The sequence below is a fragment of the Sphingomonas liriopis genome (genome assembly GCF_024211255.1).
Taxonomy (GTDB): Bacteria; Pseudomonadota; Alphaproteobacteria; order Sphingomonadales; family Sphingomonadaceae; genus Sphingomonas; species Sphingomonas liriopis.
The window spans coordinates 1-24,450 of sequence record NZ_JAMLDY010000030.1 but is presented as its reverse complement, the minus strand read 5'-3'; the positions used below and the strand labels follow the sequence as shown (position 1 = coordinate 24,450).

The window sequence follows — 24,450 nt, the reverse complement described above, 5'->3', positions numbered from 1 at the left end:
TCCTCGCCAACGGCAAACCCAAGCGCCTCGCCATCGCCGCCCTCATGCGTAAGATCATCACCATCGCCAACGCACGCATCCGCGATGCCCTCCCACCACACCAACAACTGACTTGATGACGAAGGGTTTTTGGGCGGGGCGCATGTCCGGTCGCTGAGCCGGCATGCCCCTCAGATCCCGCAAACGTTCTTCCCGCCTTAACCATCTTGCGCCACAACCGCGCGTCATGACCGCGCGCCGCATCTGGCTGATCCTGACCCTCGTCGCCATCGCGTTGCGGCTGCCCGATATCGGCAATCCGCTGGTCGATCTCGACGAGCAGATGTACCTGCTCGTCGGCCAGCGGATGTGGGACGGCGCGATCCCCTATGTCGATATCTGGGACCGCAAGCCGATCGGCCTGTTCCTGATCTACGCCGCCAGCGCCGCGCTGCCCGGTGACCCCGTGATCGCCTATCATCTGGTCGCGCTCGCCGCGGCGATCGGCACCGCTGGCATGATCGCCACTTTCGTCCGTCGTTTCGCCGGTGGGGGCGCCGCGCTTGCCGCCGGCATCCTCTATCTCGTGTGGATCGCGCTGATCGGCGGGCGAGGGGGGCAGTCGCCGGTCTTCTACGACCTGCCGGTCGCCGCCGCGGCGTTGCTGACGTGGGACACGCTTACCGGCCGCGGTCGTGCGGCCGTGCCGGCGATGCTGCTCGCCGGGCTCGCGCTGCAGATCAAGCCGACGGTCGTGTTCGAGGGGTGTTTCCTCGGCTGCGCGCTGCTGCTGGCATCATGGCGTCGTCGTCGCGATTCAGCGCGGATCGCGGCCGCCGCCGCCGTCTACGTCGCAGTCGCGCTGGCGCCGACGATCGCGGCTTGGGCGGTCTATGCCGCGCTGGGCCATGGCGATGCCTGGTGGTTCGCCAACGTCCGGTCGATTTTCCTGCGCCGGGTCGTGCCGGGCGATCCGATTCTCGACCGGCTGCTCGGTGCGGTGCTCGTGCTGGCGGTGCCGATGGCGATCGCGGTGCGTGGGGTGTTCGTGCGGGCGCGACCTATGCGGCTGTTCCTCGGCGGCTGGCTCGTCGTGGCGGTCATCGGCTGGTTGCTCGTGCCGCCCTATTTCAACCATTATGCGCTGCCGCTGGTCGTGCCGATCGCGATCGCCGCCGGCGGTGCGTTCGCGTCGCGGCCGATGCGCTGGCTGGCGGGGGTGGCCGGCGCCGCGCTGCTCATCGCCAGCAGCTATCCGCATTGGGGCGAGACTGCCGATGCCCGCCGTCGCCTCAAGGCACTCGCCACCGTCTTCGGAACGGGACGCGGTTGCCCGTTCGCCTTTCAGGCACCGCCGGCGCTCTACACCGCGGCGCACGCATGCCTGCCGACGCGCTACCCCTTCCCGCCGCACCTCGTCGAAGCAAGCGAGGCGGGCGCGATCGGCATCGACCAGCAGACGGAGATCGCGCGCATCCTCGCCGCCCGCCCGCCGGTCATCGCCGTCGGCCGACCGGTCGGCAACGGCAATCGCGTGGCGTCAGCGATGGTCGAACGGACGCTGGCGCATGGCTATCGCCCCGTCGCCCGCGATCTCGGCGTTACATTATACGCCGCCGACATGCGGTGACCCGAGGATAGCAACCGCCCTGCGCCGCGTTTCCCCCTTCCGCGACCCCGCGAACAGGAGGCGATGATGGCCGATCCCGACGATCCCGACACCGAAGAGCGCCCGATCCCCGACCCCGAACAGGACAACGACGTCGCCGACGAATCCGGCGCTGGCTACGGCAACCACGGCGACGCCGATCAGGTCGACTGACACGAAAGGGGACCCGGAAGCATCGCCTCCGGGTCCCTTTTTTCGTCAAGCTAAATGCTTACGACCAGTTCTGCATCTTCTGCTCGAGGTTGGCGCGCACCGCCTCGAAAAACTGCTCGGTGGTCATCCACGGCTGGTCCGGGCCGATCAGGATCGCGAGATCCTTGGTCATCTGACCGTTCTCGACGCATTCGATGCAGCACCGCTCCAGCGTCTCGGCGAACTTCGTCACGTCGGGCGTGTCGTCGAACTTGCCGCGGTACTTCAGGCCGCCGGTCCACGCGAAGATCGACGCGATCGGGTTGGTGCTGGTCGCCTTGCCCTGTTCGTGCTGGCGATAGTGGCGCGTGACGGTGCCGTGAGCGGCCTCCGCCTCGACCGTCTTGCCGTCCGGGGTCAGCAGTACCGAGGTCATAAGACCCAGCGAACCGAACCCTTGCGCGACCTGATCCGACTGGACGTCGCCGTCGTAGTTCTTGCAGGCCCAGACGAACTCGCCGTTCCACTTCAGCGCCGACGCGACCATGTCGTCGATCAGGCGGTGCTCGTAGACGATGCCCGCTTCCTTGAACTTGTCCTTGAACTCCGCCTCGAACACCTCGGCGAACAGGTCCTTGAAGCGGCCGTCATAGGCTTTCAGGATCGTGTTCTTGGTCGACAGATACACCGGCCACTTGAGGTTCAGGCCATAGTGCATCGACGCCCGCGCGAAATCGCGGATCGAATCGTCGAGGTTGTACATGCCCATCGCGACGCCCGACGAGGGGAACTGGAACACCTCCTCGTCGATCAGCGTGCCGTCGTCGCCCTCGAAAACGAGGCGCAGCTTGCCGGGGCCGGGGACGCGGAAATCGGTCGCCTTATACTGGTCGCCGAAGGCATGGCGGCCGACGACGATCGGGTGCGTCCAGCCCGGGATCAGGCGGGGGACGTTCTTGATGACGATCGGTTCGCGGAAGACGACGCCGCCCAGGATGTTGCGGATCGTGCCGTTGGGCGACTTCCACATCTTCTTGAGGCCGAATTCCTCGACGCGTGCCTCGTCGGGGGTGATCGTCGCACACTTGACCGCGACGCCATATTTCTGCGTCGCCTTGGCGGCATCCACCGTCACCCGGTCCTCGGTCGCGTCGCGATGCTCGATGCCGAGGTCGTAATAGTCGAGCTCGATGTCGAGATACGGCTTGATGAGCCGTTCGCGGATCCACTCCCAGATGATCCGTGTCATCTCGTCGCCGTCGATCTCCACGACGGGCGTCTTCACCTGAATCTTGGCCATGATACTGTCCTTTGGGAGGGGATTTTGCCGATGCGTCTAGGCACAAGCGGGCAGGGGATCAACCATCGCGGGGCACGGCGGGTCCAGGAGCGTTGTGTTGCATGAACGACACGGTTACACTCCATGGTTATGCCATCGCTCGAAAAGCCCCCGCACACGCCGCTGCCGACGACGACCGTCAAGTGGCGCTTCCCCTCGGTCCATCCCGAGGGGCATAAATATGCCGCGATCGCGCTCGGTATCACCCTGCTCGCGACGCTAGTCACCAAGCTGCTGTTCTGGCCATTGCTCGGCGTCGTCGTCTGGGTGCTCACCTTCTTCCGCGATCCGATCCGCACCACGCCGGTCGGCGAAGGGCTGATCGTTGCGCCCGCCGACGGGCTCGTCACGATGATCCAGAAGGTCGCGGTGCCGCGCGAACTGGTCGGCGAGCTGGGCGAAGCGCCGCTGACCCGCGTGTCGATCTTCATGTCGGTGTTCGACGTCCACATCAACCGCACGCCGATCGCCGGAACGATCCGCCAGGTCGTCTATATCAGCGGCAAGTTCCTCAACGCCGACCTCGACAAGGCGTCCGACGAGAACGAGCGGCAGCATATCGTCGTCGAGGGGCGTGACGGCCGCCGCATCGGCTTCACTCAGATCGCCGGGCTCGTCGCACGCCGCATCGTTCCCTTCGTCAAGCCGGGCGACATGGTCGCGACCGGCCAGCGCATCGGCCTGATCCGCTTCGGCAGCCGGGTCGATGTCTTCCTGCCCGACGACATCATTCCGCAGGTGACGCTCGGCCAGCGCTCGATCGCCGGCGAGACGGTCATCGGCCGCGTCGGCGGTACGCCGATCACCGGCATCGCACAGTGAGCGACGATCGCCAGAGCTCACCCGCCGCCGGATACGTTCGCCGCCGCTTGCCACGCCGCCCCCGCGGGCTGCCGCTGCGCGCGGTCGCGCCCAATGCGGTCACCGCGTTGGCGCTGTGTTCGGGCCTCAGCGGCGTCCGATTCGCGATCGGTGGCGAATGGCAGAGCGCGGTGACGATGATCATGGTCGCCGGCGTGCTCGACGGCCTCGACGGGCGGATAGCACGCATGCTGCACGGCGAGAGCCGCTTCGGTGCCGAGCTCGATTCGCTGTCGGACGCGATCTCGTTCGGGGTAGCGCCCGCGCTGATCCTCTACCTCTGGTCGCTCGCCGCCTTGCCGCGAATGGGGTGGATCAGCGCGCTGATCCTCGCGGTGTTCTGTGCGCTGCGCCTCGCGCGTTTCAACGCCAAGATCGACGAGACCGACCAGCCGCACAAATCGGCCGGCTTCCTGACCGGCGTGCCCGCGCCGGCCGGAGCGGGTCTGGCGATGCTGCCGATGTACTTTTGGTTCTGGACCGATGCGCCGGTGTTCGCCTCGCCATGGCTGGTCGCGATCTGGGTCGCGTTCATCGCCGTGCTGATGGTGTCGAGCGTCGCCACCTATTCCTGGACCTCACTCCGCCTGCGCCGCACCGTGCGGTTCGAGGCGATCGCGCTCGTCGTGCTATTGGGGGCCGCGCTGGTGTCGGCACCGTGGCACACGCTCAGCGTGATTTGCGTCGGCTATCTGCTCACGATCCCGTTCAGCGTCGCGAGCTACACGCGGGTCAAGCGGCTGCGCGCAGCCGGCGAACGCCTGCGGGCACCGGAGCCGACGCCCAGCGCCTGACAGCGATGCGGCGCTCGGCCGAGGCGAGCTGCGACAGGGGTGCGAACGCCGGTTCGACCTGGCCCGATGCGAGCGCGGCGATCCGCCGCCATTGCGGTGCGACCGTCGCGGCGATCACCCCGACCGCAGCCAGGAATGCACCGACAAATACCAGACCGCTCAACACTGCAACCATCGAACCAACTCCCTGGCAGGTGCGCGAGCAACCTGTGGATAACTCGCTAAACCAATGTTTTGTCAGCGAGTTCCACGCAGGTTCCATTTTTCCCGTTCCGGCCGCTTACTATCGCAACCGATGTGGGGCGGAACATCCGTGTCCACTGTCTGGACGTGTTATGTTCCATCTACGTTCCATGAGTCAAGCCGGAACGTCGATCTTGCGTTCCGGGAGCGTTCGCGGTAATGGCGCGCCCCTCAACCCCGCATGGGAAGCATCATAGCCCGGTGCGTCCGCCGCAAGGCACGACGTCATCCGCTTCCCAGAGGCTTTAACCGGAAGGAATCATCCTATGGCGGCTCCCGTCGTCACCATGCAGCAGCTTATCGAGACCGGCGCGCACTTCGGCCACCAGACGCACCGCTGGAACCCGAAGATGAAGCCCTACATCTTCGGCGACCGCAACGGCGTCCACATCCTCGATCTGTCGCAGACCGTTCCCCTCTTCGCTCGCGCGCTCGAGTTCGTCTCGTCGTCGGTCGCCGGTGGCGGCAAGGTGCTGTTCGTCGGCACCAAGCGCCAGGCGCAGGATGCCGTCGCCGATGCGGCGCGCCGTTCGGGCCAGCATTTCGTCAACCACCGCTGGCTGGGCGGCATGCTCACCAACTGGAAGACGATCAGCAACTCGATCAAGCGTCTCAAGTCGCTCGAAGAGCAGCTGTCGGGCGATACGCACGGCCTGACCAAGAAGGAAGTGCTGCAGCTGACCCGTGAAAAGGACAAGCTGGAACTCAGCCTGGGCGGCATCCGCGACATGGGCGGCGTGCCCGACGTCATGTTCGTGATCGACGCGAACAAGGAAGAGCTGGCGATCAAGGAAGCCAACACGCTCGGCATCCCCGTCGTCGCGATCCTCGATTCGAACGTGTCGCCGGACGGCATCGCCTTCCCGGTTCCCGCGAACGACGACGCCAGCCGCGCCATCCGCCTGTATTGCGAGGCGATCGCCATCGCCGCGACCCGCGGCAACCAGGAGCAGCAGTCGCGCCGCGGCGTCGATCTGGGTGCGCAGGACGTCGCCCCGGTCGAGGAAGCGCTGACCGTTCCGGCTGCCGAGCCGGAAGCGCAGGCCGCGACCAACGTCGAAGGCGCTGGCGCCGAGACCGAGCGCCAGATCGACGCGTAAGCGCCGTCACGATGCTTTCATGCGGGCGGGGCAGGGCAATCGCTCTACCCCGCCCGCAAACACATTCAGACTAAGAGGATCAAGCACATGGCTGAAGTAACCGCAGCGATGGTCAAGGACCTGCGCGAGAAGAGCGGCGCGGGCATGATGGACTGCAAGAAGGCGCTCAACGAGACGTCGGGCGACATGGACGCCGCGCTGGACTGGCTGCGCACCAAGGGCCTCGCCGCCGCGCAGAAGAAGTCGAGCCGCACCGCCGCCGAGGGCCTGGTCGGCGTCGCGACGCAGGGCACCAAGGGCGCCGCGGTCGAGGTCAATTCGGAAACCGACTTCGTCGCGAAGAACGACCAGTTCCAGCAGTTCGTCCGCGAAGTGACGCAGATCGCGCTCGCCACCGGTGGCGACGTCGAGGCGCTGAAGGCCGAGGCGATGCCGTCGGGCACGACCGTCGCCGAAGTGCTGACCAACAACATCGCGACGATCGGCGAGAACCAGTCGCTGCGTCGCGCCAAGCGCCTCGAAGTGTCGAAGGGTGCGGTCGTGTCCTACGTCCACAACCAGGCATCGCCCGGTCTCGGCAAGATCGGCGTGCTCGTCGCGCTCGAATCGGACGCGTCGGACGAGGTGTTGCAGGGCCTCGGCAAGCAGCTCGCGATGCATATCGCCGCGGCTTTCCCGAAGGCGCTGAACGAGGAGGACCTCGACGAAGCCGAGATCGAGCGCGAGCGCGCGATCGCGACCGAGAAGGCGGCCGAGAGCGGCAAGCCCGCCGACATCATCGCCAAGATGGTCGAGGGTGGCATCGCCAAGTTCCGCAAGGAACATGCCTTGGTCAGCCAGCTGTTCGTCATGGACGGCAAGACCAAGATCAGCGACGTCGTCGCCAAGGCGGGCAAGGATGCCGGCGCCGAGATCAAGCTGGTCGACTACGTCCGCTTCCAGCTCGGCGAAGGCATCGAGAAGGAAGCGTCGGACTTCGCCGCGGAAGTCGCCGCCGCGAGCGGAGTCGCGCAGAAGGGCTGATCCGGCTGCGGCATCCTCGTGGTGCCGCCGGTAAAGACAGAAGGGCGTCGCGCTTCTCGCGCGGCGCTCTTTTTGCGTCTGGGGGCAAGGCCCCTACCGCCCGTCCTTCGTCATCCCCGCGCAGGCGGGGATCCATAAGCACACACCTCGCGCGTCCCGTCGAAGCTCAGCCAGTATGGATCCCAGCCTGCGCAGGGATGACGATCGTTGTCAGGACAGGGCCCCGGTCAAGTCCCCGCAGCGCTCGCCAACGACGAATGGCCGGATTTCTGATCGGAACCCTTCAAGAAATACGCCGTCATCCCGGACGTGTTCGAAACCTCTGCGAAACTCCCCGAGTGCTCCCGCGCAGGCGGGAGCCCAGGATTCACGCATTCCATAAGCCGTTGTTTTGCTTGGCTCTGGGCTCCCGCCTGCGCGGGAGCACTGGAAAGGTATGCGAACTTTCGCAGAGCCCCCGAACACGTCCGGGGTGACGTGGTTTTCCGGTTCAGGTGCCGCGTTCCAAATTTCTGTGGCGTCGTCTGTGGACCTGCCAAGCGAGGGCAGCAGAACACCACGGCCGCCTGCACCGAAACCACACCGCGAACGCGACCAGCCGAAGGTTGCCCCGGCGCGTGGCTGCGCCTAAGGTCCGATCCGCTTTCTCCCACCAGCGATAGGACCTCATGACGTTCGCGCCGCGCTTCAAACGCATCTTGTTGAAACTGTCCGGTGAAGTGTTGATGGGCGAGGGCGGTGGCCTGTCCATCGATCCCGCCGTGACCGCGCGCGTCGCCGAGGAGATCGCCGACGTGAAGGCGCAGGGCTATGAACTGTGCATCGTGGTCGGCGGCGGCAATATCTTTCGCGGCATTTCTGGTGCGGCGCGCGGCATGGAGCGCGCGACCGGCGATTACATGGGGATGCTGGCGACCGTCATGAACGCGCTCGCGGTGCAGAATGCGCTCGAGCAGATCGGCGTCGAGACGCGCGTCCAGTCGGCGATTCCGATGGCGAGCGTGTGCGAACCCTTCATCCGCCGCCGCGCAGAGCGCCACCTCGAGAAGGGCCGCGTCGTGATCTTCGCCGCCGGCGTCGGCAGCCCGTTCTTCACCACCGATTCCGGCGCCGCGCTGCGCGCCGCCGAGATGAAGTGCGATGCGCTGTTCAAGGGCACCAGCGTCGACGGCGTCTACGATGCCGATCCCAAGAAGGTGCCGACCGCAACCCGGTATGATACCGTGAGCTATTCGCGCGTGCTGTCTGACGACCTCAAGGTCATGGACGCCTCCGCGATCGCGCTGTGCCGCGACAACAACATTCCGATCGTCGTCTTCAACATCCGCGAACACGGCAATTTCGCCGCGGTCCTCAGCGGTGAAGGCGTCTCGACGGTCGTCCAGAACGAACAGGAGTAGACGATGGCAGCCTATGACAAGGCCGATCTCGAACGCCGCATGGCGGGCGCGGTCGAATCGCTGAAGCACGATCTCAACGGCTTGCGCACCGGCCGCGCCTCCACCGCGCTGCTCGATCCGGTGACGGTCGAGGTGTATGGCAGCCACATGCCGCTGGTGCAGGTTGCGACCGTTTCGGTGCCCGAGCCGCGGATGCTGTCGGTGCAGGTGTGGGACAAGTCGAACGTCGGACCCGTCGAAAAGGCGATCCGTTCGGCCGGTCTCGGCCTCAACCCGATCAACGATGGCACCACGCTGCGCCTGCCGATCCCCGACCTGACCGAGGAGCGCCGCAAGGAACTCGCCAAGCTCGCCGGCAAGTACGCCGAGGCGTCGCGCATCGCGGTGCGCAACGTGCGCCGAGACGGCATGGACAGCCTGAAGACCGACGAGAAGAAGGGCGTCATCGCCGAGGACGAGCGCAAGCGTCACGAGACCGAGGTCCAGAAGCTGACCGACGCCACGATCGCCGAGCTCGACGCCGCCGCCGCCGCGAAGGAAAAGGAAATCCTGGGCAAGTGACGGACAGGCAGCGTCAGCTGTCTGGCTCATGCCGGGAGCATGAGCGGCCCGTCGCCCCCCGGGAGGCATCGCTATGAGCAGCGCCCCGATCCTGTCCGCCGTCCCCGATGTCGGCCCCGTCCCGCGCCACGTCGCGATCATCATGGACGGCAACGGCCGCTGGGCGAAGGCGCGGCACCTGCCGCGCGTCGCCGGGCACAAGGCGGGGGTGGAGGCGGTGCGCCGCGTCACCCGCGCCGCGCGTGCGCTCGGCATCGAGGCGCTGACGCTCTACGCCTTTTCAAGCGAGAACTGGCGCCGGCCGGAGGATGAAGTCGGCGCGCTGATGGGCCTGCTTCGCCTGTTCATCCGCAGCGATCTTTCCGAACTGGTCGCGGAGAACGTGCGCCTGCGCATCATCGGCGACTATCGCCGCTTTGCCCCCGACCTCGTCGCGCTGGTCGACGATGCGGTGGCGAAGACCGCACGCAACACCGGGCCGGTGCTGGCGATCGCGCTCAACTACGGGTCGCAGGCGGAGCTGGTCGCCGCCGCCCGGCGTCTCGCCGCGCGTGCCGCCGCGGGCGAGATCGATCCCGCATCGATCACCGCCGACCATATCGAGGCGGAACTCGACACTGCCGACCTGCCGCCGCTCGACCTCGTCATCCGTTCGTCGGGCGAGCAGCGGCTGTCCAACTTCCTGCTGTGGCAGGCGGCCTATGCCGAGCTGCTGTTCGTCGACACGCTCTGGCCCGATTTCACTGGCGATACGCTCGCCGATGCGGTCGCCGCCTTCGGCCAGCGCCAGCGGCGCTACGGCGGCCTGTGAGCGACGCCGTTCCGGGCAAGCGCCCGTCCGAGCTGCTGACCCGCACGCTGACCGGTGCCGGCCTCGTCGCGCTGGCGCTGGTCGCGCTGGCGTTCGGCGGCTTCCCCTTCTGGCTGCTCGCGGTGGTCGCGGGGGTGTTCATGATGGCGGAATGGAGCAACCTCCACGTCGCCGAGCCCAAGACCAAGCGGCTTGGCCAGTACGTCCTCTTCGTGCCGCTGGCGATCATGTGCCCGATCGCGGCGGGGCCGAATTTCTTCGCGCTCGGCCTGCTCGCCGGCGCTTTCTTCTTCCTTACCATCGTGACGCGGCGGCCGAGCCTCGGCGCGGGCATCCTCTATTGCGGGCTGCCGGTCTATGCGCTGCTGCTGATCCGCCACGAGCCCGATGGCATTCGCAACGCGCTATGGGCGCTTGCCCTCGTCTGGGCGACCGACATCGGCGCCTATTTCGCCGGCCGGACGATCGGCGGGCCGAAGCTCGCGCCGCGGATCAGCCCCAACAAGACCTGGGCCGGACTGATCGGCGGAATCGTCCTCGCCACGGTCGTCGCGCTCGTCATGCAGCGCGTCTATCTGCTGCCGCTGCGCTTCGTGGTGGCGACGCCTTTGCTCGCGATCCTCGCGCAGGGGGGAGACCTGTTCGAAAGCCACCTCAAGCGTCGCGCGGGGGTCAAGGATTCAGGGTCCGTCATTCCCGGCCATGGCGGCTTCCTCGATCGCCTCGACGGCGTCGTGCCGGTGATGCCGGTCGCGGCGCTGCTCGTCGTCGTGCCGCTGGCCTTCTGACATGAAGACGGTCACCATTTTGGGCGCGACCGGTTCGGTCGGCACCTCGACGCTCGATCTGGTCGAGCGCGAGCCCGACCGGTTCAAGGTGCGCGCGCTGACCGCCAATTGCGACGTCGCCAACCTCGCCGCCGCCGCGATCCGCACGCGGGCGGAGGTCGCCGTCGTCGCCGACGAATCCGGCCTGCCCGCGCTGCGCGAAGCGCTCGCCGGCACCGCGACGCAAGCCGCGGGCGGACGGCAGGCGATCTGCGCCGCCGCGGCGGGCGCCGACTGGACGATGGGGGCGATCGTCGGTTGCGCCGGCCTCGAACCCGTCATGGCGGCGATCGCGCACGGCGGCACGGTGGTGCTGGCCAACAAGGAGCCGCTGGTGTCGGCGGGCGAGGTCATCCTCGCCGCCGCCGCGCGATCGGGCGCGACGCTGCTGCCCGCGGACAGCGAGCACAACGCCATCTACCAGTGTTTCGACTTCGCGCGGCCGGAGCGGGTGCGTCGCATCATCCTCACCGCCAGCGGCGGGCCGTTCCGCGACTGGTCGCTGGACGCGATGGCGGACGTCACCGTCGAACAGGCGGTCGCGCATCCCAATTGGTCGATGGGCGCCAAGATCAGCGTCGACAGCGCGACGATGATGAACAAGGGGCTCGAGCTGATCGAGGCCGCGCGCCTGTTCCCCGTGCCCCACGAGCGAATCGAGGTGGTGATGCACCGCCAGTCGGTGATCCATTCGATGGTCGATTACGTCGACGGATCGATGCTCGCGCAGCTCGGCCCCAGCGACATGCGCGTGCCGATCGCGCATACGCTCGCCTGGCCCGACCGGATGGCGACGCCGATGGAACCGCTCGATCTGGTCGGCATCGGCCGGCTCGATTTCGAGGCATGCGATCCCGTCCGTTTCCCGGCGCTGGCGCTGACGCGGGCCGCGCTGGAGGCGGGCGGCGCGCGGCCGGCGATCCTCAACGCCGCGAACGAGGTCGCGGTCGCGGCGTTTCTCGACCGCCGTATCGGCTTCCTCGAAATTGCCGCAATCGTCGCCGATACGCTGGCGTGTTACGATCCGCCGGCTCCACACACGCTTGAGGCGGTCCTCGCCATCGACGGCGAGGCCCGACGAACGGCGGACGAACAGATACGGGGGCGTATTCAGGGGCGTGTAAAGGTCCACGCGTGAAGGATTGCCGAGCTTGATCCAGTCCCCCGGCGTGGCGATGGCCGTCCTCGCGTTCCTGTGCGCGATCGGTCCGCTCGTCTTCATCCATGAAATGGGCCATTACCTCGCCGGCCGCTGGTTCGGGGTGAAGGCGGAGGCGTTCTCGATCGGCTTCGGGCGCGAGATCGCGGGCTTCACCGATTCGCGCGGCACCCGCTGGAAGTTCGGCTGGCTGCCGCTCGGCGGCTACGTCCGCTTCGCCGGCGACATGAACCCCGCCAGTCAGCCCGACGCGGCGTGGCTGGCGCTGCCCGCCGCCGAGCGGATGCGCACCTTCCAGGCCAAGCCTTTGTGGCAGCGCGCGATCATCGTCGCCGCCGGACCGGCGGTGAATTTGATCCTCGCGGTGCTGATCCTCGCCGGCTTTGCGCACACCTATGGCGTCGATCGCACGCCCGCAGTGGTCGGCGCGGTGGTCGCGGGCGGCGCGGGAGCGAAGGCGGGGCTGTTGCCGGGCGACCGCATCGTCGCGATCGACGGGCGCGGCATCGACACCTTCTCCGACGTCGCGCGCTATGCGCTGATCCGTCCCGGCGAGCGCGTCACGGTGCGCGTGGCGCGCGCCGGCAACGAGGCGGATCGCCCGCTGGTGATCGGCACCGTCCACCAGCGCGACCGCTTCGGCAATGAATACCGCATCGGCCGTATCGGCCTGCAGAGCGGCGATCCCGTGCTCGAACCCGTCGGCCTGCTCGCCGCGCCCGCGGCCGGCGTGCGGATGACGGGGGAGATCATCACCGGCACGCTGGAGACGCTGGGCCAGATCATCAGCGGCCGGCGCTCGATCGACGAACTGGGCGGGCCGATCCGCATCGCCAAGATCTCGGGCGAGCAGATGGCGCTGGGCCTGTCCGCCTTCGTCTGGCTGGTCGCGATGCTGTCGATCAATCTGGGGTTCATCAACCTGCTGCCAGTACCGATGCTCGATGGCGGCCATCTGTTCTTCTATGGAATCGAAGCGATCCGCCGCCGCCCCCTCGAACCCCGGGTACAGGAATGGGCGTTTCGCGGCGGATTGGCCGCGGTGCTGGCGCTGATGCTGGTCGTGACCTTCAACGATTTGAGTGCCGTCGGGCTGTGGCAGCGGTTGGCCGGCTTGATCGGCTGACCGGCTTGGGGCAGGGCAGGTTTCTGCGTCTCCCGGTGGATATTTGTATCCTGACGTATTTGGGGTGGGTTGAGTGACAGCGATGAAGAGTACCAAGTCTGCGGGCCTAGGCGCCGCGCTGCTGGCCGGGACCATGCTGTCGGGCGTGCCCGTCATGGCGCAGACTGCTCCCGCGCCCGCCGCTACGCCGGCCGCGACGGCCGCCCCTGCCGCGACGCAGGCGGCGACGCCCGCGCCGGTGCGCACGATCAAGACGCTGCGCGTCGAGGGATCGCAGCGGATCGAGCCCGAGACGGTGCTGTCCTACACCAAGCTGCGCGTCGGCATCCCCTATACCGCGGAGACGCTCGATCAGGCGCTGAAGGACCTGCAGGCATCGGACCTGTTCGTCGATTATTCGATCTCGGGCGTCGAGACCGGCGACATCGTGCTGCGCATCCGCGAGAACCCGATCATCAACCGCGTGATTCTCGAAGGCAACAAGGCGCTGAAGAGCGACAAGATCACGAAAGAGATCAAGCTCGCGCCGCGCCAGATCTTCACCCGCACCGCGGTGCGGCAGGATGTGTCGCGGATCATCGAACTCTACCGTCGCCAGGGCCGCTTCGCCGCGGTCATCAGCCCCAAGATGGTCAGCCTCGACCAGAACCGCGTCGACGTGGTGTTCGAGATCACCGAAGGGCCCAAGTCCAAGGTCCGCCAGATCAACATCATCGGCAACGAGGTGTTCAACGACGGCAAGCTGCGTGGCGAGATGGTCACCAAGGAATCGCGCTGGTTCCGCCTCCTGTCGTCGAACACGTCCTACGATCAGGATCGCCTGAACTACGACCAGCAGAAGCTGCGCCAATTCTACCTGACGCAGGGCTATGCCGATTTCCGCGTGACGTCCGCGGTCGCCGAGCTGACCCCCGACAAGCGCGACTTCATCATCACCTATGTCGTCGAAGAGGGTAAGCGCTACAAGTTCGGCGACGTCACGGTCGACAGCGAGATCCGCGACTTCGACAACAAGAAGCTCGCCTCGTCGCTGCCGATCAAGAAGGGCGACTGGTACAACGCCAAGCTGGTCGAGGATTCGGTGACGCAGCTCGAGGAGGCGGCCGGCCTGTTCGGCTATGCCTTTACCGACGTCAGCCCCGATTTCCAGCGCGATGCCGAAACGCTGACGATGGGGATGAACTTCCACATCGCGCAGGCGCAGCGCACCTATGTCGAGCGGATCGACATCAACGGCAACACGCAGACGCAGGACAAGGTCGTGCGCCGCGAGATCCGCCTTGCCGAGGGCGATGCGTTCAACAGCTTCCAGGTCAAGCGTTCGCAGGACCGCATCAACAGCCTCGGCTTCTTCCAGGACAAGATGGAGATCAAGCAGAACCCCGGTTCCGCCCCCGATCGCATCGTCCTCGAAACCAACCTCGAAGAGAAATCGACGGGCGAGCTGCAGCTGTCGGTCGGCTATTCGAGCCTCGAGCGCTTCATCATCCAGGCGAACATCACGCAGAACAATTTCCGCGGCAAGGGCCAGGTGCTGCGTGCCGGTGTCAACTATTCGACCTATTCGAAGTCGGTCGAGCTGGGCTTCACCGAACCGTATCTGTTCGACAAGAACGTCGCGATCGGCGTCGACGTGTTCCGCCGCGACTATAATTCGTTCAACTATATCGGCACCGAACGCCAGACGACCTATTCGCAGGTGTCGACCGGCTTCCAGGTCCGCACCGGCGTGCCGCTGACCGAATATTGGTCGCTCGCCGGCCGTTACGGCCTGTCGTACGACGAGGTCAGCCTCGACCAGGGGACGTATTTCACCAACGGTGTCTGCGATCCGCTGAAGGCCGGCCGTTACCTGTGCGAGGCGATCGGCAACCGCTGGACGTCGTCGGCGGGCTATTCGCTGATCTACGACAGCCTCAACAGCCGCCTGCGCCCGACCGCGGGGCAGCGGTTGAGCTTCAGCCAGGATTTCGCCGGTCTGGGCGGCGACGTGAAGTACATCCGTACCCGCCTCGAAGGGTCGAAGTTCTGGAACGTCGGCTCGGGCTTCATCGGCTCGATCGTCGGCGAGGGCGGCTATATCCACTCGCTCGAGGGCAGCCGCGGCGAGGGGATCGACAAGGTCCGCATCACCGACCGCTTCTACCTTGGCGAACCGCAGTTCCGCGGCTTCGACATCCGCGGCATCGGCCCGCGCGTGCAGCGCCAGTCGTACACCACCGACGCGAACGGCAAGCAGGTGCTGGTCACCGATCGCGACCAGATCGTCGACGATGCGCTCGGCGGCCGCGCCTATTACCTCGTCCGTGCCGAGCTCGAGATCCCACTCGGCGCCGGTGCGCGCGAACTCGGCCTGCGTCCGTCGATCTACGTCCAGGCAGGCAGCCTGTTCGGGTTGACCAAGCCGCTGCCGACCGCGACCTTCCCGACGATCACCGATGCGGCGGGCAACGTCACCGTGCTGCCGATCCAGCGGCTGCTGACCGATGCGGCGGGGCGTCAGCTGTATCTGGTGCCCAGTACCGACACGACCAACGCCGGCGCCTACACCACCTGCGCGATCGGCTATGCCGCGACCGCGGGCGGCGCCTGCGCGGGCGCATCGACCAATGCCATCGCCTATGATGCGGCGATCTCGCCGTTCAAGGAAACCTATTACGGCAGCAGCGCCACGCCCCGCGTCAGCGTCGGCGTCGGCGTCAACTGGAACTCGCCGTTCGGCCCGCTCCGTATCGATCTCGCCAAGGCGCTCGTCACCCAGAAGGGCGACGATCCCAAGCTCATCACCTTCAACGTAGGGACCCAGTTCTAATGAAGACCATCACCAGAACCTCGCTAGCGGCGCTCGCCGGCGCCTCGGTCGCGCTGCTCGCCGGCGCCGCCACCGCGCAGACCGCCGGGATCGCCACGGCGCAGGCCGATGCGGCGATCTTCAGCGCCAAGGCGTTCGACGCCGCCAACACGCAGATCTCCACGACGTACAAGGCGCAGCTCGATCAGGCCGCGGCGGCGCAGACCGCGCTGAACACGCAGCTGCGCACGATCCTCGACACCAACAAGGATGGCCAGGTCAGCCAGGCAGAGGCCGCGGCGGCCGAGAGCAACGCGACGCTCGGCAACCAGGTCCGCGCCGCGCAGCAGAAGGCGCAGCCGGGCATCGAGGCCGCGCAGGGCCCCGCGATCAAGGCGCAGGCCTATGCGCTCGAGCAGATCACGCAGAAGTACGACCCCGCGCTGCGCGCCGTGGTCGCCGCGAAGAAGATCAACATCGTGCTCGCGCCCAACGCGATCCAGTTCGCGCCGCCGGCGACCGACATCACGCGCGACATCATCGCCGAGATCGACCGTTCGACCCCGAGCGTGCCGATCACGCCGCCGGCGAACTGGCAGCCGCAGCAGCAGACGGTCGAGCTGCTGCAGCAGTATCGCCAGCTCGTCTACGCGAACGCCGCCCGCCGTCAGCAGGCCGGCGCGCCGGCTCCCGCGGCCGGCACCACCCCGGCGGCGCCCGCGGCCACCGCGCCGCGCACCACGCCGCAGGGCCGCTAAGGCGCGTATCGGGTGACCGACGACCAACCCAGGACCATGGGACCGCTCGATATCGGGCGGGTCATGGCGGCGTTGCCGCATCGCTACCCGATGCTTCTGGTCGACCGCGTCGAGGAGATTGTCCTCGACCGGTCGATCGCGGCGATCAAGGCGGTGACGATCAACGAAGGCTTCTTTCAGGGGCATTTCCCCGGTCGCCCGATCATGCCGGGCGTGCTGATCGTCGAGGCGCTGGCGCAGGCCGCCGGCATCCTGGCGGTCGAGAGCCTGGGGTTGGCCGGGTCGGGCAAGCTCGTCTATTTCATGGCGATCGACGGCGCGAAGTTCAGGAAGCCGGTCGAACCCGGCGTCCTGCTGCGGCTGGAGGCGACCTTCGTCCAGAAGCGCAGCAGCGTGTGCAAGTTCGCAGGCGTTGCGAAGATCGACGGACAAGTCGTTGCCGAGGCGAACTTCACCGCGATGATTGCGGACCCGCCCAAGGCGTAGGCCCTCAATCAGTCATCTCCTCCACCCGTCATCCCGGCGAAAGCCGGGATCCATGGCGGGGATGAATTTGCCGGTACGCAGCACGGCGGCCGTCGGGCTGTCCATGGGTCCCGGCGTTCGCCGGGATGACGATAAGTGGGCAGGCCGGTTCGGTTTGACGTTCCTGTCATACTCACCGTTCGCCCTAAGCCCGTCGAAGAGCCTGTGTCTCACTTGTGCTTCGACAGGCTCAGCACGAATGGGGAGGGGCGCTCGGCCCGCACCTTTTGACTTTCGGGCGGCGCTCCTTTAGGGGCGCCGCTTCACTTTCCGGGCTGGTCGGAACCAGCCATTCGAGGAGCGTTCGACGTGAAGAAAGACACCCACCCCGACTATCACACGATCAAGGTCCAGATGACCGACGGCACCGTGTTCGAGACCCGCTCCACCTGGGGCAAGGAAGGCGACACGATGACGCTCGACATCGATCCGCTGGCGCATCCGGCCTGGACCGGTGGTCGTGGCACGATGCTCGACGCGGGCGGCCAGGTCGCGCGCTTCAACAAGCGGTTCGGCGGCGGGCTCACGCTGCGCAAGGGCTGATTCGGGTAACGCGGCCTTAACCATCGCACGCCTAGGCTTTGGGGATGTTCGCCGCGGAATTCGAACCTGCAGACACCAACGGCCGGCGCCGCTCCGCGCGTGCGCCGGTGTCGTTGGATGCTCGCATCGGCAAGGCGGGGCGCACCCTGTGCAAGGTGGTCGACATCTCGATCCACGGTGCGCGCCTGCACACCTATTCGGCGCTCAAGAAAGACAGCACGATCTGGCTGACCCTGCCCGGGGCAGGATCGATCGCCGCCGACGTCAAATGGGCGGACGATTTCACCGCCGGCTGCCAGTTCAAACAGCCGCTGGAACTCGACGTCTTCGAAAAGCTGGTCGAGCTGAACCGCTAGGGCGGGGCGGCGCCGTACGACCTGCTCCGGTCTAGCACTGTTGAACCCCAAGCCGTTGGATCGGCCTGACCCGTCCCCATCGCTGCACGGCATTGGTTCGGCAAAAGCGTCTTGCTGCGGTGCAGCGTGAGCGGCTATGGCACGGATCATGACCCAATCTTCGACCGAGACGGCGATGCCGACCGGACCGGTGCCGACGATGTTCGAAGCCATCGTCCGCCAGCGTGCCGTCACCGCGACCTATAACAAGGGGACGGTCGTCATGGCCCCCCACATCCTCTACACGCGCCACGGCGAAATCTACGTCGATGCGATCACCGTCGAACGCGACGGCAAGCCGCCGCGCGAGGAAAAGCTGGGCACGTTCAAGCTCGACGGGCTCGGCCAGCCGACGCTGACCGAGACGCCGTTCCGCCCCAGCGCGCTGTTCGAGCCGGAGGCGGAAAAATACGTCGACGTCACGCTGATGGCGGTCGAGCGGGGCTGACCCACCCGACCGCGCGACGATCAGCGGCAGCGGACCTGCGACTGGTTCTGGTCGACCGCCTTGCCGGCCAGCGCGCCGGCCGCACCGCCGAGCAACGTGCCGACGATGCGGCTGTGACCGCCGTCGATGACGTTGCCGAGGATACCGCCCGCCGCCCCGCCGACGATCAGGCCCGTCGTTCCATCGCTGCGCTTGCAGTAATAACGGCCGTCGTTGCCGGCATAGACGCGCTCGTCGGCACTCAGCACGCGCTCGCGATAGGTCGATCCCGACCGGTAATAGCGCGACGCGTCATAGCCGTTTTCGTAGCGGTCCTCGGGATCGTCGTCGTAGCGCGGATCGGCGACGCGGGGGTCGTTGTAGCCGCCGGGCAGCGGCGCCTGGCGATAGCCCCCGTTGCCGACGCCGCCGCGCGTCGAGCGGTAGCGATCGACCTCGGCACGATAGCGCGACAGCTCGGCATCGAATCGCTGCTGCGCGGCGGAGAAGCGCGCCTCGTCGGCGGCGGATTGCGCGACGGCCGGCACGGCGCCGGCCAGCGCGGCGATGGCGGTGACGGCGATCGACAGGGATCTGAACATGGCGATGATCCTCAACATGACCCGCTGATTCGGGTGCGTAACGGTCATACGCCACACGGGCCTTGGCGGTTCCTGAACGATGGTCAGCCGATGGTGACGAAGCTGTCCATCACCCGCTTGCGCCCCGCGGTTTCGAAGTCGATCTCCAGCTTGTTGCCCTCGATCTCCTGAATCGCGCCATAGCCGAACTTCTGGTGGAAGACGCGCAGGCCGACGGACAGGTCGCTACGTCCCTTGTTGCCGATGCTGACGGCGCTCGACCGGCTCTCGACGACACGCGTCGGCGCGGTCGAGAAGCCCGATCCGCTCCCAGCCGCGCGCTGCCAGCCGGGGCCGCGCCCGGTGCCGCGGCCGACATCGGCAAAGGGATCGGCGCGCTCGCTCCAATTGGCGCGCCACAGGCTTTCGCCGCCCGACATCGTCGTCTCGGCGTCGGTATGTTCGGGGGGCAATTCGCCGACGAAGCGGCTCGGGATGCTCGACGTCCACTGGCCGTAGATGCGGCGGTTGGCGGCGTGGAGGATCGTCGCGCGGCGCCGCGCACGGGTGATCGCGACATAGGCGAGGCGGCGTTCCTCCTCGAGGCTCCGGGTGCCGCCTTCGTCGAGCGACCGTTGCGACGGGAACAGCCCTTCCTCCCAGCCGACGAGGAAGACGGTGTCGTATTCCAGCCCCTTTGCGGCGTGGATCGTCATGATCGTCACTTCGGGCGTCGTCGCGCCGCCCTCCCGGTCCATGACAAGGCTGACGTGTTCGAGGAAGGCGCCGAGCGATTCGTATTCCTCCATCGCGCGGACGAGTTCGGACAAATTCTCGAGCCGGCCGGCGGCGTCGACCGATTTTTCGGCCTGCCACATCGCGGTATAGCCGCTCTCGTCGAGCAGCTGGCGGGCGAGTTCGGCATGCGGCAGATCGCGCGCCATGTCGCGCCAGCGCGCGATGTCGCCGACGAGGTTGCCGAGCGCGCGACGCGCCTGTGGGGTCAGTTCGTCGGTGTCGAGGATACGCGCCGATGCGATCGTCAGCGGCACCCCCTCGATGCGGGCGAGCTGGTGGATTTTGGCGAGCGCCTTGTCGCCGAGGCCACGCTTGGGGACGTTGACGATCCGTTCGAAGGCGAGGTCGTCGGATGGCTGGTTGACGATGCGCAGATAGGCGAGCGCGTCGCGGATCTCGGCGCGTTCGTAGAAGCGATAGCCGCCGACGATCCGATACGGCATGCCGATCGCGATGAAGCGGTCCTCGAACTCGCGCGTCTGGTGCTGCGCGCGAACCAGAATGGCGACGTCGTCGAGGCTCTTGCCATTGCGCTGCGCCGCCTCGATCTCCTCGCCGACGCGGCGGGCTTCCTCGGGGCCGTCCCACACGCCGACGACGCGTACCTTGTCGCCCGCGTCGAGCTCGGTCCACAGCGTTTTGCCGAGCCGGCCGCCGTTGTTGGCGATGACGCCCGACGCGGCGCCGAGGATGTGCGGGGTCGACCGGTAATTCTGTTCGAGCCGGATCACCTTGGCGCCGAGGAAGTCCTTCTCGAACTTCAGGATGTTCTCGACCTGCGCGCCGCGCCACGAATAGATCGACTGGTCGTCGTCGCCGACACAGGCGATGTTCTTGCGCGCCTGCGCAAGCAGCCGCAGCCAGAGATACTGGACGACGTTGGTGTCCTGATATTCGTCGACCATGATGTACTTGAACCGCTCCTGGTACGTTTTCAGTACCTCGGGATAGGTTTTCAGCACGGTCAGCATGTGAAGCAGCAGGTCGCCGAAATCGCAGGCGTTGAGTGCCTTCAGCCGTTCCTGATATTGCGCGTACAGCTCGCCGCCGCGGCCGTTGGCGTAGCGTTCGCTCTCGCCGGCATCGATGTCGGCGGGGACCAGCCCGCGGTTCTTCCAGTCGTCGATCAGCCCGGCGAGGCTGCGCGCCGGAAAGCGTTTCTCGTCAAGATCGGCGGCGACGATCAATTGCTTCAGCAACCGCAGCTGGTCGTCGGTGTCGAGGATGCTGAAATTGCTCTGCAACCCAACGAGTTCGGCATGGCGGCGCAGCATCTTGGCGCCGATCGCGTGGAAGGTGCCCAGCCACGGCATGCCCTCGACCACGTCGCCGACAAGGCGGCCGACGCGTTCGCGCATCTCGCGCGCCGCCTTGTTGGTGAAGGTGACGCTGAGGATCTCCGACGGCCACGCCTTCTTCGTCCACAACAGGTGCGCAAGCCGCGCGGTGAGTGCCGCGGTCTTGCCGGTGCCAGCGCCCGCCAGCATCAGCACCGGGCCTTCGGTGGTCAGCACCGCCTCGCGTTGCGGCGGGTTCAGGCCCTTGAGATAGGGCGGGTCTTGCAGGGCATGCGCAGGGGAGGCGAGATCGGTCACCGGCGAACAGGTAGGGAACGGCGCGCGTGGCGGCAAGCCCGATCGGGTGTGTCGTCCTGCCATATCACTGACTTGGTCGTGTAGCGGAAGCGCCACGAAGCGCGGCTAAGGATGGTGCGCCGGCGACCTCTCCGGCCCCGAACGGCCCACCCGGCAGAGGCGTGGCGGCGGGGACCGGGGCGCCAGGCGTTCATCGATCGCAGGAGCCATAGCATGAAGAACCCGACCCACGCCGCCGTCGCGGCGATCGCCTTGTCGTGCCTGTCCGCCGGAAGCGCGCTCGCCGCGCCGATGGATGCACGGCGCGAAGCCGTCTCGATGCGCGTCTCGCACGTCGGCCTCGACCTGCGCACCGCCGCCGGCCGTACCCGATTCGACGCCCGCGTCCGCCGCGCGGCGAACTTCGCCTGCGTGCCCGTCGGTGGCTCGGTCGAGCAGCGCATGGATGCGCAGCGGTGCATCAAGGAGATGGTCGACGATGCCGCGGTGCAGCTCGCCGCGCGCTTCAGGGACGACGGCACGCAGCTGGCCAGCAGCCGCTGACCTATGGCAGGAGCGGTCGCGCATTCGCGGGCCGCTCTTCCGGTCGATGGCGGGATTTGAAAAATCGGGGCAGCCGCGGTGCGACCGCCCCGTAGTTCAGGGAGCGCCGATCGACAGGGGAGGCGATCGGCACGTCGCTACCCACAGGGGGAGAGGAGCAGCGACCCGATCCTTCTAGGCGCGATTTGTTGCGAACGGATTTCAACTTTGTTGCCCGATCCGTTTTTTTCGCGATTAGGGTGGCAAGCATGAGCCAGTCCCTCGCATCCCCCTCCGCCCGGCGCATCCTGACCGCGAGCCTGGTCGGCACCGCGGTCGAATTCTACGATTTCTACATTTACGCGACCGCCGCGGCGCTGGTGTTCGGCCAGCTGTTCTTCCCGGCGGAAAGCGGCACTGCGCAGCAGATGCTGAGCTATGCGAGCTTCGGCCTCGCCTTCGTCGCGCGGCCGGTGGGGGCGATCGTCTTCGGCCATTTCGGCGACCGCGTCGGACGCAAATCGACGCTCGTCGCCAGCCTGATGCTGATGGGCGGATCGACCGTCGCGATCGCCTTCCTGCCGACCTACGACCAGGTCGGCTGGGTCGCGCCGCTCTTGCTGTGCGTGATGCGGCTGGGGCAGGGGTTGGGGCTGGGCGGCGAATGGGGCGGCGCGGCGCTGCTCGCGGTCGAGAACGCACCACCGCACCGGCGCAACACCTGGGGCATGTTCCCGCCATTGGGCGCGCCCGTCGGGTTTCTGATGGCCAACGGCCTGTTCCTGATCCTCGGCCTCGCGCTCGACGATGCGCAGTTCCGCGACTGGGGCTGGCGGCTGCCGTTCCTGGTCAGCGCGATCCTTGTCGCGCTCGGCCTGTGGGTGCGGCTGAAGCTGACCGAGACGCCGGCCTTCCTCGAAGCCGCCGAGGCGGAGGCGCTACCCAAGGTGCCGATCGCGACGCTGGTCGCGCATCACGGCCGCGCGCTGCTGGCGGGGACGGGGGCGGTGATCGCCTGTTTCGCGCTCTTCTATCTCGCGACCGCCTTCGCGCTCGGCTACGGCACCAAGACGCTGGGCTATGGCCGGCAGGCGATGCTCGGGGTCGAACTCGCCGCGATCCTGTTCCTCGCCGCAGGGGTGATCGTTGCCAGCGTCATCGCCGATCGTACGGGTGCGCGGCGGATGCTGGTCATCGGCTTTCTTGGCTGCATCGTCGCGGGCGGGCTGATGGGGCCGATGCTGGGTGCCGGGTCGCTGTTCGTCGTCTTCCTGTGGCTGGCCTTCGCATTGTTCGTAATGGGGTTCGCCTACGGGCCGCTCGGCGGCTGGCTGCCGAGCCTGTTTCCGGCGGGCGTGCGTTACACCGGCGTGTCGATGACGTTCAACCTGGGCGGGATCATCGGCGGGGCGCTGGCGCCGCTCGCCGCCGAGGGGCTCGCATCGCACGGTCTGGCGTGGGTCGGGCTGTATCTGGTCGGTGCAGGCGTGCTGAGCCTCGCCGGGCTCGCCTTGCTGCGCGGGGTCAGGACCGACCCCTGAACCACCGCCCCCAGCGCGGGCGGTGATCGTCGGGCACGTCGGCGGCGGAATGGTCGGTGACCCTGAGCAGGAAGCTGGCGAGCAGCAGCGCCTGGTTGCGGGTCAGCACCAGCCGCGTCGTCGCGACCCGATCCTCGCCGAGCGCGAAGGCGGAGGGAGTCGTCTGCACCTGTAGCTCGATGCCCTGTGGCAACGGGCGATGAACCCAGCCGACCACCGCCTGCGGGGCGGGATCGGGAGCGGTGCCGTCTTTTGTCGCCATGTCGGGTCCCCGGTCGATCATGCGGCTCGCAGCAGCGTCAGCCGCGCCTTGCCATGGACCCGGCTGACATCGACCGCGAACCCGGCGGGCGCGATCTCTTCGCTGCGACCGGTTTCGATGCTGATCCACGTCGCGGGCGATGTCCAGCCGAGCCGGGCGAGCTTGTCGAGCGCGACCAGTCCCGCGCCGGTGCCATAGGGCGGGTCCATCATGATGAGGTCGAGCGGCGCGCGCGCCGGCCCGAGCGCCATCACCGATCCGGCGCGCACGTCGCCGCGCGTGCCGAGCTTCGCCAGATTGGCCTTGAGCGCGTCGAGCGCGGCGCCATCCTGTTCGACGAACAGGCACGACCCCGCGCCGCGCGACAGCGCTTCGATCCCGAGCGCGCCCGATCCGGCGAACAAATCCGCCACCGCCAGCCCCTCGAAACTGCCGAGCCGGCTGGTCAGCATCGAGAACAGCGCCTCGCGCGTGCGATCGGCGGTGGGGCGCGTCGCGTCGCCCTTGGGCGCGACCAGCGGGCGGCCGCGCCATTGGCCCGCGATGATCCTCATCGCCGGCCGCCCTTGGGGCCGCCGCGTGGCGTGCCGCCGGCAGGACGGCCGTTCGATCCGCCGGGTCGCGGCGAGCCGCGGCCCGAGGCGGGGCCGCCGCGCGGGGCGTCGCCGTCGCGGGGCGGCCGGGCGCC

The 24,450-nt window shown here is 67.4% G+C and carries 26 protein-coding genes; 20 read left to right on the top strand and 6 right to left on the bottom strand.

The features are described from left to right. Positions 1-226 precede the first annotated feature (226 nt). Both M9979_RS16830 and M9979_RS17300 read left to right on the top strand, forming a co-directional pair. Entirely contained in the window at positions 227-1,609 is a 1,383-nt protein-coding gene (locus M9979_RS16830) for a hypothetical protein (RefSeq protein WP_254290540.1), read from the top strand. A gap of 63 nt (positions 1,610-1,672) precedes the next feature. Then, positions 1,673-1,801, top strand: coding sequence for a hypothetical protein (locus M9979_RS17300; RefSeq protein ID WP_277998641.1), 129 nt, complete (start codon positions 1,673-1,675; stop codon positions 1,799-1,801). 58 nt (positions 1,802-1,859) lie between these two features. Here the strand turns inward: M9979_RS17300 and M9979_RS16825 are convergent, their stop codons facing one another. Further along, positions 1,860-3,080, bottom strand: coding sequence for an NADP-dependent isocitrate dehydrogenase (locus M9979_RS16825; RefSeq protein ID WP_254290538.1), 1,221 nt, complete (start codon positions 3,078-3,080; stop codon positions 1,860-1,862). A gap of 129 nt (positions 3,081-3,209) precedes the next feature. Here M9979_RS16825 and M9979_RS16820 point away from each other — a divergent pair, with 129 nt between their 5' ends. Together M9979_RS16820 and M9979_RS16815 are read left to right on the top strand one after the other, a co-directional pair. Continuing rightward, the gene (locus tag M9979_RS16820) at positions 3,210-3,941 is read left to right on the top strand and encodes a phosphatidylserine decarboxylase (RefSeq protein WP_254290536.1); all 732 of its coding nucleotides are present in this window, start codon (positions 3,210-3,212) and stop codon (positions 3,939-3,941) included. Between the two features lie 47 nt (positions 3,942-3,988). Next, positions 3,989-4,774, top strand: a complete 786-nt coding sequence (locus M9979_RS16815; RefSeq protein ID WP_254290534.1) for a CDP-alcohol phosphatidyltransferase family protein — start codon at positions 3,989-3,991, stop codon at positions 4,772-4,774. Here M9979_RS16815 and M9979_RS16810 read toward each other — a convergent pair. Continuing rightward, the gene (locus M9979_RS16810; protein WP_254290528.1) at positions 4,713-4,949 is read right to left on the bottom strand and encodes a hypothetical protein; all 237 of its coding nucleotides are present in this window, start codon (positions 4,947-4,949) and stop codon (positions 4,713-4,715) included. The two genes, M9979_RS16815 and M9979_RS16810, sit on opposite strands and share 62 nt — an antisense overlap. Before the next feature lie 334 nt (positions 4,950-5,283). Here M9979_RS16810 and rpsB point away from each other — a divergent pair, with 334 nt between their 5' ends. From rpsB to M9979_RS16740, 14 genes are all read left to right on the top strand, one after another. After that, positions 5,284-6,117 carry a 30S ribosomal protein S2 gene (gene rpsB, locus M9979_RS16805; protein WP_254290526.1) on the top strand — a complete coding sequence of 278 codons (834 nt, stop codon included), beginning with the start codon at positions 5,284-5,286 and terminating at the stop codon, positions 6,115-6,117. An 87-nt stretch (positions 6,118-6,204) separates the two neighbouring features. Then, the gene (gene tsf / locus M9979_RS16800; RefSeq protein ID WP_254290524.1) at positions 6,205-7,140 is read left to right on the top strand and encodes a translation elongation factor Ts; all 936 of its coding nucleotides are present in this window, start codon (positions 6,205-6,207) and stop codon (positions 7,138-7,140) included. Between the two features lie 668 nt (positions 7,141-7,808). Beyond that, positions 7,809-8,540 carry a UMP kinase gene (gene pyrH / locus M9979_RS16795; protein WP_254290523.1) on the top strand — a complete coding sequence of 244 codons (732 nt, stop codon included), beginning with the start codon at positions 7,809-7,811 and terminating at the stop codon, positions 8,538-8,540. A gap of 3 nt (positions 8,541-8,543) precedes the next feature. Beyond that, positions 8,544-9,101, top strand: coding sequence for a ribosome recycling factor (frr, locus tag M9979_RS16790; protein ID WP_254290516.1), 558 nt, complete (start codon positions 8,544-8,546; stop codon positions 9,099-9,101). Positions 9,102-9,174: 73 nt separating this feature from the next. Further along, positions 9,175-9,912 (top strand): isoprenyl transferase, encoded by a 738-nt coding sequence (locus M9979_RS16785; protein ID WP_254290514.1) that lies wholly within the window; start codon positions 9,175-9,177, stop codon positions 9,910-9,912. Continuing rightward, a complete protein-coding gene (locus tag M9979_RS16780) occupies positions 9,909-10,700 on the top strand; it encodes a phosphatidate cytidylyltransferase (protein ID WP_254290513.1) in 792 nt (263 codons plus the stop codon). The genes M9979_RS16785 and M9979_RS16780 overlap by 4 nt, the downstream gene beginning before the upstream one ends. A 1-nt stretch (position 10,701) precedes the next feature. Next, positions 10,702-11,877, top strand: coding sequence for a 1-deoxy-D-xylulose-5-phosphate reductoisomerase (gene dxr, locus M9979_RS16775; protein ID WP_254290511.1), 1,176 nt, complete (start codon positions 10,702-10,704; stop codon positions 11,875-11,877). 13 nt (positions 11,878-11,890) lie between these two features. Next, on the top strand, positions 11,891-13,024 hold the full coding sequence (locus M9979_RS16770; RefSeq protein WP_254290510.1) for a M50 family metallopeptidase: 1,134 nt from the start codon (positions 11,891-11,893) through the stop codon (positions 13,022-13,024). Positions 13,025-13,106: 82 nt separating this feature from the next. After that, entirely contained in the window at positions 13,107-15,836 is a 2,730-nt protein-coding gene (gene bamA, locus M9979_RS16765) for an outer membrane protein assembly factor BamA (RefSeq protein ID WP_254290509.1), read from the top strand. Next, positions 15,836-16,573 carry an OmpH family outer membrane protein gene (locus M9979_RS16760; RefSeq protein WP_254290508.1) on the top strand — a complete coding sequence of 246 codons (738 nt, stop codon included), beginning with the start codon at positions 15,836-15,838 and terminating at the stop codon, positions 16,571-16,573. Before bamA ends, M9979_RS16760 begins: the two co-directional genes overlap by 1 nt. Positions 16,574-16,609: 36 nt before the next feature. Beyond that, positions 16,610-17,059, top strand: coding sequence for a 3-hydroxyacyl-ACP dehydratase FabZ (gene fabZ / locus M9979_RS16755; protein ID WP_254290507.1), 450 nt, complete (start codon positions 16,610-16,612; stop codon positions 17,057-17,059). Between the two features lie 348 nt (positions 17,060-17,407). Beyond that, the gene (gene rpmE, locus M9979_RS16750) at positions 17,408-17,641 is read left to right on the top strand and encodes a 50S ribosomal protein L31 (RefSeq protein ID WP_254290506.1); all 234 of its coding nucleotides are present in this window, start codon (positions 17,408-17,410) and stop codon (positions 17,639-17,641) included. A gap of 44 nt (positions 17,642-17,685) precedes the next feature. Beyond that, entirely contained in the window at positions 17,686-17,997 is a 312-nt protein-coding gene (locus tag M9979_RS16745) for a PilZ domain-containing protein (protein ID WP_254290505.1), read from the top strand. 148 nt (positions 17,998-18,145) lie between these two features. After that, the gene (locus tag M9979_RS16740; RefSeq protein WP_254290504.1) at positions 18,146-18,484 is read left to right on the top strand and encodes a WYL domain-containing protein; all 339 of its coding nucleotides are present in this window, start codon (positions 18,146-18,148) and stop codon (positions 18,482-18,484) included. A 20-nt stretch (positions 18,485-18,504) separates the two neighbouring features. On the opposite strand, the gene M9979_RS16735 is transcribed toward M9979_RS16740, so the two are convergent. Further along, positions 18,505-19,065 (bottom strand): glycine zipper 2TM domain-containing protein, encoded by a 561-nt coding sequence (locus M9979_RS16735; RefSeq protein WP_254290503.1) that lies wholly within the window; start codon positions 19,063-19,065, stop codon positions 18,505-18,507. Between the two features lie 83 nt (positions 19,066-19,148). Beyond that, positions 19,149-21,437 (bottom strand): ATP-dependent helicase, encoded by a 2,289-nt coding sequence (locus M9979_RS16730; RefSeq protein WP_254290502.1) that lies wholly within the window; start codon positions 21,435-21,437, stop codon positions 19,149-19,151. Between the two features lie 213 nt (positions 21,438-21,650). Between M9979_RS16730 and M9979_RS16725 the strand changes: the two genes are divergently transcribed. After that, a complete protein-coding gene (locus M9979_RS16725; RefSeq protein WP_254290501.1) occupies positions 21,651-21,980 on the top strand; it encodes a UrcA family protein in 330 nt (109 codons plus the stop codon). A 248-nt stretch (positions 21,981-22,228) separates the two neighbouring features. Beyond that, a complete protein-coding gene (locus M9979_RS16720; protein WP_254290500.1) occupies positions 22,229-23,500 on the top strand; it encodes an MFS transporter in 1,272 nt (423 codons plus the stop codon). Here the strand turns inward: M9979_RS16720 and M9979_RS16715 are convergent. Both M9979_RS16715 and rsmD read right to left on the bottom strand, forming a co-directional pair. Then, a complete protein-coding gene (locus tag M9979_RS16715) occupies positions 23,484-23,762 on the bottom strand; it encodes a hypothetical protein (RefSeq protein WP_254290499.1) in 279 nt (92 codons plus the stop codon). The genes M9979_RS16720 and M9979_RS16715 overlap by 17 nt on opposite strands. Positions 23,763-23,779: 17 nt before the next feature. Next, positions 23,780-24,316 (bottom strand): 16S rRNA (guanine(966)-N(2))-methyltransferase RsmD, encoded by a 537-nt coding sequence (gene rsmD, locus M9979_RS16710; protein WP_254290498.1) that lies wholly within the window; start codon positions 24,314-24,316, stop codon positions 23,780-23,782. Positions 24,317-24,450 lie beyond the last annotated feature (134 nt).

Excerpts from the sequence above, each read along its gene's own strand:
- M9979_RS16825 (WP_254290538.1), bottom strand. The coding sequence starts at position 3,080 with ATGGCCAAGATTCAGGTGAAGACGCCCGTCGTGGAGATCGACGGCGAC.
- M9979_RS16720 (WP_254290500.1), top strand. The coding sequence starts at position 22,229 with ATGAGCCAGTCCCTCGCATCCCCCTCCGCCCGGCGCATCCTGACCGCG.
- M9979_RS16760 (WP_254290508.1), top strand. The coding sequence starts at position 15,836 with ATGAAGACCATCACCAGAACCTCGCTAGCGGCGCTCGCCGGCGCCTCG.
- M9979_RS17300 (WP_277998641.1), top strand. The coding sequence starts at position 1,673 with ATGATGGCCGATCCCGACGATCCCGACACCGAAGAGCGCCCGATCCCC.
- rsmD (WP_254290498.1), bottom strand. The coding sequence starts at position 24,316 with ATGAGGATCATCGCGGGCCAATGGCGCGGCCGCCCGCTGGTCGCGCCC.
- dxr (WP_254290511.1), top strand. The coding sequence starts at position 10,702 with ATGAAGACGGTCACCATTTTGGGCGCGACCGGTTCGGTCGGCACCTCG.
- bamA (WP_254290509.1), top strand. The coding sequence starts at position 13,107 with ATGAAGAGTACCAAGTCTGCGGGCCTAGGCGCCGCGCTGCTGGCCGGG.
- M9979_RS16735 (WP_254290503.1), bottom strand. The coding sequence starts at position 19,065 with ATGTTCAGATCCCTGTCGATCGCCGTCACCGCCATCGCCGCGCTGGCC.
- tsf (WP_254290524.1), top strand. The coding sequence starts at position 6,205 with ATGGCTGAAGTAACCGCAGCGATGGTCAAGGACCTGCGCGAGAAGAGC.
- M9979_RS16715 (WP_254290499.1), bottom strand. The coding sequence starts at position 23,762 with ATGGCGACAAAAGACGGCACCGCTCCCGATCCCGCCCCGCAGGCGGTG.
- M9979_RS16810 (WP_254290528.1), bottom strand. The coding sequence starts at position 4,949 with ATGGTTGCAGTGTTGAGCGGTCTGGTATTTGTCGGTGCATTCCTGGCT.
- M9979_RS16785 (WP_254290514.1), top strand. The coding sequence starts at position 9,175 with ATGAGCAGCGCCCCGATCCTGTCCGCCGTCCCCGATGTCGGCCCCGTC.
- frr (WP_254290516.1), top strand. The coding sequence starts at position 8,544 with ATGGCAGCCTATGACAAGGCCGATCTCGAACGCCGCATGGCGGGCGCG.
- M9979_RS16745 (WP_254290505.1), top strand. The coding sequence starts at position 17,686 with ATGTTCGCCGCGGAATTCGAACCTGCAGACACCAACGGCCGGCGCCGC.
- rpsB (WP_254290526.1), top strand. The coding sequence starts at position 5,284 with ATGGCGGCTCCCGTCGTCACCATGCAGCAGCTTATCGAGACCGGCGCG.
- M9979_RS16830 (WP_254290540.1), top strand. The coding sequence starts at position 227 with ATGACCGCGCGCCGCATCTGGCTGATCCTGACCCTCGTCGCCATCGCG.
- pyrH (WP_254290523.1), top strand. The coding sequence starts at position 7,809 with ATGACGTTCGCGCCGCGCTTCAAACGCATCTTGTTGAAACTGTCCGGT.
- M9979_RS16725 (WP_254290501.1), top strand. The coding sequence starts at position 21,651 with ATGAAGAACCCGACCCACGCCGCCGTCGCGGCGATCGCCTTGTCGTGC.
- fabZ (WP_254290507.1), top strand. The coding sequence starts at position 16,610 with ATGGGACCGCTCGATATCGGGCGGGTCATGGCGGCGTTGCCGCATCGC.
- M9979_RS16820 (WP_254290536.1), top strand. The coding sequence starts at position 3,210 with ATGCCATCGCTCGAAAAGCCCCCGCACACGCCGCTGCCGACGACGACC.
- M9979_RS16740 (WP_254290504.1), top strand. The coding sequence starts at position 18,146 with ATGACCCAATCTTCGACCGAGACGGCGATGCCGACCGGACCGGTGCCG.